9 protein-coding genes are annotated in these 9,376 nt (G+C 61.4%); 3 read left to right on the top strand and 6 right to left on the bottom strand.

All coding sequences use genetic code 11. The features are described 5' to 3' along the window. Both J4F42_18300 and J4F42_18305 read right to left on the bottom strand, forming a co-directional pair. The coding region (locus J4F42_18300; GenBank protein ID MCE2487470.1) for a nitronate monooxygenase at positions 1 to 790 on the bottom strand (790 nt) is incomplete at its 3' end. Positions 791 to 850: 60 nt separating this feature from the next. Then, positions 851 to 2,032, bottom strand: coding sequence for a hypothetical protein (locus J4F42_18305; protein MCE2487471.1), 1,182 nt, complete (start codon positions 2,030 to 2,032; stop codon positions 851 to 853). A gap of 140 nt (positions 2,033 to 2,172) precedes the next feature. Here J4F42_18305 and nudC point away from each other — a divergent pair, with 140 nt between their 5' ends. From nudC to J4F42_18320, 3 genes are all read left to right on the top strand, one after another. Then, on the top strand, positions 2,173 to 3,015 hold the full coding sequence (nudC, locus tag J4F42_18310) for an NAD(+) diphosphatase (protein MCE2487472.1): 843 nt from the start codon (positions 2,173 to 2,175) through the stop codon (positions 3,013 to 3,015). Positions 3,016 to 3,323: 308 nt separating this feature from the next. After that, the gene (locus J4F42_18315) at positions 3,324 to 4,460 is read left to right on the top strand and encodes an AAA family ATPase (GenBank protein ID MCE2487473.1); all 1,137 of its coding nucleotides are present in this window, start codon (positions 3,324 to 3,326) and stop codon (positions 4,458 to 4,460) included. Between the two features lie 3 nt (positions 4,461 to 4,463). Next, on the top strand, positions 4,464 to 5,087 hold the full coding sequence (locus tag J4F42_18320; GenBank protein ID MCE2487474.1) for a hypothetical protein: 624 nt from the start codon (positions 4,464 to 4,466) through the stop codon (positions 5,085 to 5,087). Positions 5,088 to 5,502: 415 nt separating this feature from the next. On the opposite strand, the gene J4F42_18325 is transcribed toward J4F42_18320, so the two are convergent. The 4 genes from J4F42_18325 to J4F42_18340 form a co-directional block, all read right to left on the bottom strand. Then, positions 5,503 to 5,883 (bottom strand): type II toxin-antitoxin system VapC family toxin, encoded by a 381-nt coding sequence (locus J4F42_18325; GenBank protein MCE2487475.1) that lies wholly within the window; start codon positions 5,881 to 5,883, stop codon positions 5,503 to 5,505. After that, on the bottom strand, positions 5,883 to 6,113 hold the full coding sequence (locus J4F42_18330) for a type II toxin-antitoxin system Phd/YefM family antitoxin (protein ID MCE2487476.1): 231 nt from the start codon (positions 6,111 to 6,113) through the stop codon (positions 5,883 to 5,885). Before J4F42_18330 ends, J4F42_18325 begins: the two co-directional genes overlap by 1 nt. A gap of 228 nt (positions 6,114 to 6,341) precedes the next feature. Continuing rightward, positions 6,342 to 7,787, bottom strand: coding sequence for an amidase (locus J4F42_18335; GenBank protein MCE2487477.1), 1,446 nt, complete (start codon positions 7,785 to 7,787; stop codon positions 6,342 to 6,344). 146 nt (positions 7,788 to 7,933) lie between these two features. Beyond that, positions 7,934 to 9,196, bottom strand: coding sequence for an MFS transporter (locus J4F42_18340; protein MCE2487478.1), 1,263 nt, complete (start codon positions 9,194 to 9,196; stop codon positions 7,934 to 7,936). Positions 9,197 to 9,376: the final 180 nt, after the last annotated feature.

The raw sequence follows: 9,376 nt of genomic DNA on the forward strand, positions 1-9,376 counted from the left end.
CCCGCTCGGGCAGCTTGTCGGGGTCAAGCCCGGCGGCCTCAATCGACTGCCGAATCATATTGGTCTCCAGGCCGCTGAAGGCTTTGGTCAGCGTGATGCCGTCCATGTTTGTTCCGACAATCAGGCGCTTATAGGCTTCCGGGGCCATGCTCTCCTGGGTGGCGATGAAACGTGTGCCCATATAGGCCAGGTTGCAGCCCAGCGCTTCGGCGGCGTGGAGAGCCGTGCCGTCAGCCACCCCGCCGGCCAGGACAAGCGGGCCGTCAAAGACTTCCCGGACCTGGCGGACAAAGGCGAAGGGGTTGGCCCAGCCGGTCTGGCCGCCGGCTCCTGCGGTCAGGAGGATCAGGCCGTCCGAGCCGGCGGCCAGGGCTTTTTCCACGTGGCGCATGCTGGCCACGTCGGCATACACCACGCCGCCGTAGTCGTGGATGGGCTCGATGATGGCGTGCGGGCTGCCGACACTGGCGATGACCAGCTCGATCCGGTGCTTTCTGACCAGTCCCAGATCGTCTTCCAGACGCGAGTTTGAGCGGTGCACAATCAGATTTGCGCACGCTGGCGCAACCGGCCGCTCAGGGTGGGCGGCCCGGAAATCGCTCAGCCGCCGGGTGATCTGGGCAAACCAGTCGTCCAACTGCTCAACAGTCCGACAGTTGGCGGTCGGGAAGGCGCCGATAACGCCGGCCTGACAGGCCTCAATGACCAGCTCCGGGCCGGAGACCAGGAACATCGGGGCGGCGATCAGGGGCAGACACAAACGGTCGTCAAACTGGGCGGGAATGGACACGCGGACTTCTCCTTTGGGCGGCGTCGCCCCAGGGGCAGGCTGAACGGGATTTGAGGGCTGTTAGCGCCGCAGAATGGCCAGACTGCCGTCGCCAAAGTCACCCCAGCCGGTCACCAAGCCGACCTGGGCGTCTGGCACTTGACGCTGGCCGCAGTCGTGGCGCAGCTGACGGGTAGCCTCGACCACGTGGTTGAGGCCGGCCACATGGGCTTCCGAGTGCAGGCCGCCGTGGGTGTTCATCGGCAGCTCGCCGCCAAGTTCCAGACGCTGGTCTTTGACAAAGTCTGCGCCCTCACCCGGCTGACACAGACCCAGGGCTTCGAGTTGCAGCAGCACGACATAGGTAAAGCAGTCGTAGACCTCGATGAAGTCGAGGTCCTGGCGGTCGATCTCGGCCATCTGCAGCGCCTTGGGGGTGGCAAAGCTGAGCCCGATCTTGAACGGATCGGGCCGGGCCGGAATATCGTCGGCCGGGTAGGGGTGGCCCTCGGCCAGACCCGCAATATACACCGGCGAGTGTGGGCAGTCGGCGGCCCGCTCGGCGGCCGAGATCACCACCGCACAGGCGCCGTCCGTCTCCAGGCAGCAGTCGAACAGGCGAAACGGTTTGGCCACCCAGCGCGCGTTCAGATAATCCTCCATGGTCAGCGGCCGGCCGCACATATAGGCTTTGTCGTTGAGCTGGGCGTGCTTGCGCGATGCGATGGCAATGGCCCCGGTGGCTTCGTCCGGGACTCCGTACAGGGCCTTGTGGCGGGTGGCCATCCAGGCGTACCACTGGACCGGAACCGAGGCGCCAAAGGGCAGGTAGTACTCGTTGATGGTGGTCATCAGCGCGCCCAGGGCGCCGCTCATGCTGTTGCCTTTGTCGCTACCCAGGCTGCGCACCCGCGCGCCCGAGTAGCCCTTCCAGCCAAACGGCACCAGCACGTGGCGGGCCACACCACAGGCCACGGCCAGGGCCGCGCTCTGCAGCGCAGTCACCGAGCTGGCGCCGCCCATATGCACCGTGGCGGCGTAGCGCAGGTCTTCAACGCCGAGGTTGGCCGCAAAATGTTCGGCCGTGGCAAACGGCGTCGGAGGCGGGATGATGCCGTCAATGTCGTGGGGGCTGAGACCGGCGTCGGCAATCGCGTGCATCGACGCCTCCAGCATGAGGCTGAACTCTTTTTTATCGGTGCCGCGGGTGTAGGCGGTCTCTCCAACACCGGTGATACACGCCTGATCTTTGAGTGACTGCATGGCTTCCTCCTGCTCCGCAGGTCTGAGTGCTCTCTACATAGCGGGGCGTCCGTCACAACTCAAGGATCAGGCGGGCGGGGACAGCGCCGGCCGTGTTTGCTATGCTCGGGCGACCCACGCACACGAGAGGACCCCCAGCTATGGCACAGCAGATGTTTGGCATGCACAAATCGTTCATTTCCGAGGTCACTCCTCCGTCGGGCATATCCGGGCCGGCGTGGTGGTTTGGCTTTCACCGCAACCGCCTGCTGGTGCAGGTCTCCGACGCTGGGTTGGCCGTCCCGTATATCGAGCGGTTTACCGAGTTGGGCCTGACCGCCACGCAGCAGTACTATCTCGGCCGTTACGAGGGCCGGCCGTGCTACGCGGTAGACGTGGCGGAAGACACCGCTCCCAATGGTATGGACTTCAAGGACTTGCGCCAGGTGTACGGCTCGCTGGAGGAAGACCTGTTCGTCTTGGGCGGTCGGGCGGTCCAGATTGTGGAGTGGGACCGTAACCACCAGTACTGCGGCCGGTGCGGCAGCAAGACCTACACCAAGGATAATGAGCGGGCCAAGGCTTGTCGTGAGTGCAAGCTGATGAATTTCCCGCGTCTGTCACCCGCAGTCATCATGGCGGTTGAGAGGGGCGACCAGCTGCTGCTGGCCCGCTCGGCGCATTTTCCCACCGGTCTGTACAGCGTTCTGGCCGGTTTTGTGGAGCCGGGCGAGACGATTGAGGAGTGCGTGGTGCGGGAGGTTCGGGAAGAGGTCGGTATCACGGTCGGCAAGGTGCGCTACGTGGCCAGTCAGCCGTGGCCGTTTCCGAACTCGCTGATGCTGGGCTTTAGCGCCGAGTACCTCGACGGAGAGATCAAACCCGACCCGGTCGAGATTGCCGAGGCCGGCTGGTTCACCGTCGATACACTGCCGTCCATCCCGGGCCGGATCAGCATTGCCCGACGGCTGATCGACCGGTTTGTGGAAAAGCAGGGCGGGTAGGATGGGTTCTGGCACCGTCCAGACATTGCCGGCACGATCTGTGGCGGTCGGCTGAATCCCATCCGCCCGAGCGACAGGTCAAGCCCGCTGCCGGTGCAGGACCTCGCACAACGCCTCACCGTACGAGCACGAATTGCGTCTGCTGGCCAATATTTTGGTGACGCAAGATCATTCCAAGCCCTCGGAGATCTCCCCGCACTGATCGGACTTGACCGAAGATGTGTCCCGGCTACAATCCGATCATGCATTTGTCCGGGTGATTGTGAATATACGTCTCTTGAGCAAGAGCAATTAAGGACAGTGACTTCATGTCCACAGAACTCTCTGGCAAAGATCTCCATCTTTCGAGTCTGGCGATCATAGGGTTTCGGGGGATCGAAGACCTTTCGATCCCCCGTTTAGGCCGCGTGACGCTCTTCGTGGGGAAGAACGGAGTCGGTAAGACCACTCTGCTTGAGGCCGTCCGTCTCTATGCTGCGCGCGGGCATGATTCTCTTTTCGCGAATATATTGCGGAATCGTGAAGAGATGGCTGACACTGTCGATGAGGACGGCGACAAAAGGCTTGCGCCCGATTGGGAGGCTCTCTTCCATGGTCGGCACGCCTCATCAGATGCTTGTATCTCAATAGGTCCGATTATTAGGACAGAACAGCTCTACATTCGGACTATTCCATTGAGTGAAAAGATCGCTAAGGCATTAGGAAAGCTGACCAGCGGACATTCCTCAGGTGAGGATGTGAAGGTGCTCAGGGTCGAGTTTAACGGTGCGACTCAAGAATATCCGATGTCTGAATCTCCGACCGAGCAAGCATTATTACGTGCGCTGACGAAATTTTTTGATGATGAACCCCAGCTGCTACCTGAAATCCTATGCGAGTCCCTGGGACCGAGTTTGCTGACTAATATGGACATGGCGCGGTTCTGGGATGGGATAGCGCTCACAAATGATGAAACCCGGGTAGTGCAGGCTCTGAATCTGATCTTTGGCGATATAGTGGACCGTATCGCGGTAGTTGGCGATGACAGGAAAAATAGTACTCCTCATGGCTGCCGGGCGGTCGTAAGGATCAGGGGGCGAGATCGTCCGGTTCCCCTGAAAAGTCTCGGCGACGGAGCTGTGCGCCTGTTTAGTGTCGCCTTGGCCCTTGCGAATAGCCGGGATGGTTTCCTGGTGATCGACGAAGCGGAAAACGGACTCTACTATGCGGTACAGCGCGACTTCTGGAAGATGGTTCTGAGAACGGCGTGTGAGAACAACGTGCAGGTTTTTGCAACAACACACAGCTGGGACTGTGCGGCAGGCTTTGCACAAGCGGCAGCGGATGTAGACGAGGTGGAAGGCATGCTTATTCGCCTTGAGAGGGAGGGCAGTCGCATCCGCGCTGTGGAATACTCGGAGGCCGATCTTAAAATCGCAGCCGAGCAAGGTATTGAGGTGAGATAGTTTGTGGCCCGGCCTATTTCGTCCGCATCGGACTCCCGTATTCTTTTAGTCGAAGGGCAGGACGATGAATATGTCGTTAGCCGCCTCCTCGAACGGCATAAATCAGCGCTGCCCTTTTCCATCCTTAACAAGAAGACTATCAGCAGACTGCTCCCGGCCATTAGCATTGAAATCAAAGCGTCGGACCGACAGGCCGTTGGCATTCTCGTGGATGCAGACGACGATATAGCAGCGCGTTGGGACGCCGTCAGAGGCCAGCTCTCGAAGGCCGGTATCTCACCACCGCCGTCTCCCGATTCAGCTGGGACGATCATAGACGGAACGCCCCGTATTGGTATCTGGCTGATGCCCGATAATGAATCGCTTGGTGAGTTTGAGAATTTTGTCGTGCGAATGATCCCCGGTGGGGATCAGGTTTGGCCATTGTCCCAGCGCTATATCGAAGAGATTCCAGAAGCACAGAGAAAGTTCTCAGCGAAGAAGAAGCTGAGGGCGCAGCTCTACGCTTGGCTGGCGGCTAGAGAGGATCCCAGACAGATGGGTTTAGCCATTCGTGCGCGAGATTTGGAAGTTGACGGTGAACTCAGCAATACCTTTGTTGCTTGGCTTACGAAACTGTTCGGATAACTTCGAAGAGAATGCACTCGCGCGGCTGGTGTCTGGAAATCTTGTCCTGCCGGCTCCGGCAATCAACGGATACGCAGATGGGTGGAAAGACCCAGCATGGTTGTCTCGTCGGGCGACTTCTCTGGAGCCATGAACTTGCCATTCGCCAGAATCCTCCTCATAGCGCAGTCCAGACCGCAGCACCGCAGACCAAAATCCGACCGCGCCGGTCAGGGTCGCACCGAGGAGGGCGCCGAGCATCCAGACCGGGTCGCCGGGGCGGTCCAGATAGCGGCCGTGCCGAGCAGTGCCAGCGCCGAGGCGCCCATCATTGGCGCGCCCATCGGTCTGGCTTGGCGTACAACGTCACCACGCGAGCACGAATTTCGTCTGCTGACCAAGCTTTTGGGAGCAGCGGGGCAGTACGACACGGCCGCTACCAGATTGTCTGTGAATAAAACGCGCGGATAGCAGCATCGGAGGTGACGAGCGCGCAGGCGTGCAGACTGGCAGTCGCAACAATGGTGCGGTCGGCAGGATCGCGGTGGTCCCAGTTGAGTGCCAGGTTTTTGAGCCAGGTTTGGACATCGACAGGGAGAATATCGAGGCGGTCGATTTGCTCCAGCTTCTCTGTGAATTCCTGGATGGAAACCGGTAGGGAGAGCCTTTCCTTTTGGACTTTGATGCCGATTTCCCAGATAGAGATAGAGCTGAGAGCGATACGGTCGGCGTCTGAGATCGCTTGGGCTGCGGTTTGAGACAGCCGCCCTGGGTCCAGGGTCCAGAAGATGAGGGCTGACGTATCCAGCACGATCATCACAGCTCTGCCCATTCGTCGGTGGTCGGTGTATTGACATCTTCGCGGTAGATGACTTTGCCCTGCATAGTGCCGAACACCTCTTTCACGGTCTTTTTTTGGGTAATAGGCTGAATGCGTAAAACCGGGCGATTGTGATCTGTGACGATCAATTCTTCGCCGGTTTCTTCGATATCGCGGAAGATACGCAGCATGTTGGCTTTCAATTTGCTTTTTGAAATGGAAGGCATTTTTTCTCCTCGTTTGAGTGTTGTGACCATAGTTATGACCGTGGTCAAATAATATGAGGAGATGATATTATCGGCAAGAGACGCTGAATCTAACGCAGGCCGAGCCGGAGTGCTGCAAACCAGAATCCGACCGCGCCGGCCAGAGTCACGCAGAGGATGAGATCGGTCGCTCGTGCCCCTGACCACGACGCGGTCATTTTATAGTTTGGTCCCACTCCAGGGCAGAGGCTAGGCGGCCACATGCACAGGCGGGCGCTTATCTGTCCACGGCTTTGCCTCTTCCAGCTGAGCGGCCAGGCGCAGCAATCCTGCTTCGTCCCCAAAACGGCCGACAAACTGCACCCCAACCGGCAGGCCATCGGCACTCCAGTGCAAGGGCAGCGAGATGGCCGGCTGGCCGGTCGTATTGAAGAGCGGTGTAAAGGGCACGTAGGAGAAGACTTGGCGGGTCCACTCCATCGCCGTCATGCCGGCTCGGTTCTGATTGACTTCTCCATGCGGCGCGGGCGGCGTGGCAATGGTGGGCGTCACAAAGACATCGATGTCTTCAAAGAAACGACCCACGATGCGGGACAGGCGACCGCCGTGGTCCATGGATTTCAGCAGATCAACCGCGCTGTACTTCTTGCCATCTTCCCAGACGGCCAGCGTCACGGCTTCCAGCGTATCCGGGCTCGGCGAACGCCCCATTTCCGCAGCCAGGCCTTCAATCGCCATGGTATTATACGCGGCCCAGATCACGTGAACGTTTTCAAGGAACTCCTCCCAGTCATACTCAGGCCGGCCTTCATGCACCGTATGGCCGAGTTCCTCCAGCAGCCGCACGGTGTCATGGACCGCTCGCTCGCACTCCGGATCAACCTTCTCACCCGAAGCGGGCCGTGTGGTCCAGGCAATGCGCAGCTTGCCCGGTGTTGCGTTCGCTTCCTCACGGTAGGGACGGGCCGGTGGGACCGGGAGGCCAGGCGCGCCGGCATCGGCGCCGGCCACGATGTCGAGCAGCGTCGCGGAGTCGCGGACACTCCGCGAGACAACAAACTCACACGCCAGGCCGCACAGCGGATCAGAAAAGTCGGGTCCGGTGGGCACCCGATCACGCGACGGCTTGAGGCCAACCAGACCGTTACACGAGGCCGGAATACGGATAGAGCCACCGCCGTCGTTGGCATGGGCAACCGGCACGACACCGGCGGCGACCGACGCGGCGGATCCGCCGCTCGAACCGCCGGCGCTATGACCAGCCTTCCACGGGTTGTGGACCGGCCCGAACAGCACGGTCTCGGTCGTCGGGTTATAGCCCAGCTCTGGAGTTTGAGTCGTGCCGGTCAGCACAAACCCGGCCCGCCGAAAGCGCGCCATGAGTTCGGAATCCTCGGCGGCGACATAGCCCTGGGCCAGCCGTGAGCCCATGTCGAGGCGGACTCCCCTGGCGTGCAGGACGAGTTCCTTGATCAGAAACGGCACGCCGCTGAAGGGGCCGTGCGGCAAGCCTGCCTGAATCTCGGCCCGTGCCTGGTCTGACAGCACCTGGAGTACGGCGTTCAGTTGTGGGTTGACCTTTTCGATGGCCTGGATCGCGCTGGCCACCAGTTCTTCGGCGCTGACTTCGTTGCGCGCCACCAGCTCAGCCAGCCCAAGGCCGTCATACTTTGTATATTCACTCAGAGATAGCATTCGTCGCACCCTCCTTTGTTGGGGAGCCCTTAGCCTAGCATGCCGCACTCGAAAGCGTCCACGCATCGGCCGGGGGATCGCACCGCAAGAGAGTTCATACCGTTCTTGAGTGTGAAAAATCACGCCATCGCTAAGAGACACCGATGCTAACGCAGCCCGGACCGCAGGGCCGCAAACCAGAACCCGACCGCGCCGAGGAGGGCCACGCCGAGGAGGGCGCCGAGCATCCAGGCCGGGTCGTCGGTGGCGGTCCAGATGGCGGCCGTACCGAGCGGTGACAGGGCCGAGGCGACCATCATCGGCGCGCCCATCACCCCGATAGTCTTGCCGTAGTGCTCCCGGCCCAGCCACTCGGCCGGTGCCACCCCGCGCAGAATGCTGGTGATGCCGTTGGTGATGCCAAAGGCGATTGCAAAGAGGACCAGCCAGCCGAGTCGGGGCGGCGAAACGAGCAGGATTGCGACCGCGCCGAGGCTGAGTGTCGTCGTCAGCGCACCGACCAGACTGATGCGTGCCCGCTCGCCACAGGCCATCATCGTCAGGCGTCCGACGAATTGCATCGGACCGATCAAAGCGGCCGCAATCACTATGGAAGCTGTCTCGACCCCGATTGACTTGAGATACGGCACGAACTGAAACACGAGGCCGGACAGGCTGGCCCACCAGGCTGTGAACCACACGCACAGTCCCCAGAACAGCGGGTCGCGCAGGCGCTGGCGCATGACCGCCCGAGCCTCGTCCGAGGAGGAGGGCGCGGCAGCCTCGGCGGTGCTGCGAGCGAGGGACTGCGGCGGGACCAGCCACCAGTGGATCGGGATGCAGACACAGACGTGCAGACCGGCCAGTACCAGCAGCACCTCGCGCCAGATGAGCACGGTCAGGAGGCTTTCAATCAGGGGGATGAACACCGTGCTGGCAAAGCCGGCGATGAGAGTCAGGGCGGTAATCGCCCGCCGGGCGTCGGTCCCAAAGTGCTGGGTGAGGACGGCGAAAGCAGGATCGTACAGGATGGCCGCCATGCACGCTCCGAGCCCCAGCCAGACGGCGTACAACGCCACGGGCTGCTCGACCTGCGACCAGGCTGCCAGGAGCAGACTCGCTCCCAGCGAGCCACCGGTCATGATGACCCGCCCGCCGTAGCGGTCGATGATCGCCCCGACCGGATAGGCGCACAGCCCGGCCGTCAGCAGGCCGACGGTGGCGGCGCCGTTGAGTAGCGGCAGGGACCAGCCGAACGCGTCGGTCATGGGCAGGACGAACAACGGGAAGCCGTAGAAGAGCGATCCCCAGGACACGATCTGGGCGCTGCCGAGCGCCGTAATAATCACGGCTGGATGCCGCCTGAGCGATTGCATGGATCGAATACCGGGTTCGGTCTCATGGGTCGGGTCGTGCAACACAGGGAGCACGGATTCGCGCCTGCCGACCCTAGCAGGACGCAGCCTGGAACAAAACCGCCTGTACCGGGCGGCATGCGGTGAACGATAGACCGCGTCCTAAGCCGCCGCGCCTGCCACGCGCCGGCCTTGTCCTCCTGTTCTTTTGGAGAATTCTGTGCTTGACTCGGCACACGCGGATGTCGCCGTTTG

The organism is Desulfurellaceae bacterium (assembly GCA_021296095.1).
Classification (GTDB): Bacteria; Desulfobacterota; Binatia; order Bin18; family Bin18; genus JAAXHF01.

Excerpts from the sequence above, each read along its gene's own strand:
- J4F42_18305 (MCE2487471.1), bottom strand. The coding sequence starts at position 2,032 with ATGCAGTCACTCAAAGATCAGGCGTGTATCACCGGTGTTGGAGAGACC.
- nudC (MCE2487472.1), top strand. The coding sequence starts at position 2,173 with ATGGCACAGCAGATGTTTGGCATGCACAAATCGTTCATTTCCGAGGTC.
- J4F42_18315 (MCE2487473.1), top strand. The coding sequence starts at position 3,324 with ATGTCCACAGAACTCTCTGGCAAAGATCTCCATCTTTCGAGTCTGGCG.
- J4F42_18325 (MCE2487475.1), bottom strand. The coding sequence starts at position 5,883 with ATGATCGTGCTGGATACGTCAGCCCTCATCTTCTGGACCCTGGACCCA.
- J4F42_18335 (MCE2487477.1), bottom strand. The coding sequence starts at position 7,787 with ATGCTATCTCTGAGTGAATATACAAAGTATGACGGCCTTGGGCTGGCT.
- J4F42_18330 (MCE2487476.1), bottom strand. The coding sequence starts at position 6,113 with ATGCCTTCCATTTCAAAAAGCAAATTGAAAGCCAACATGCTGCGTATC.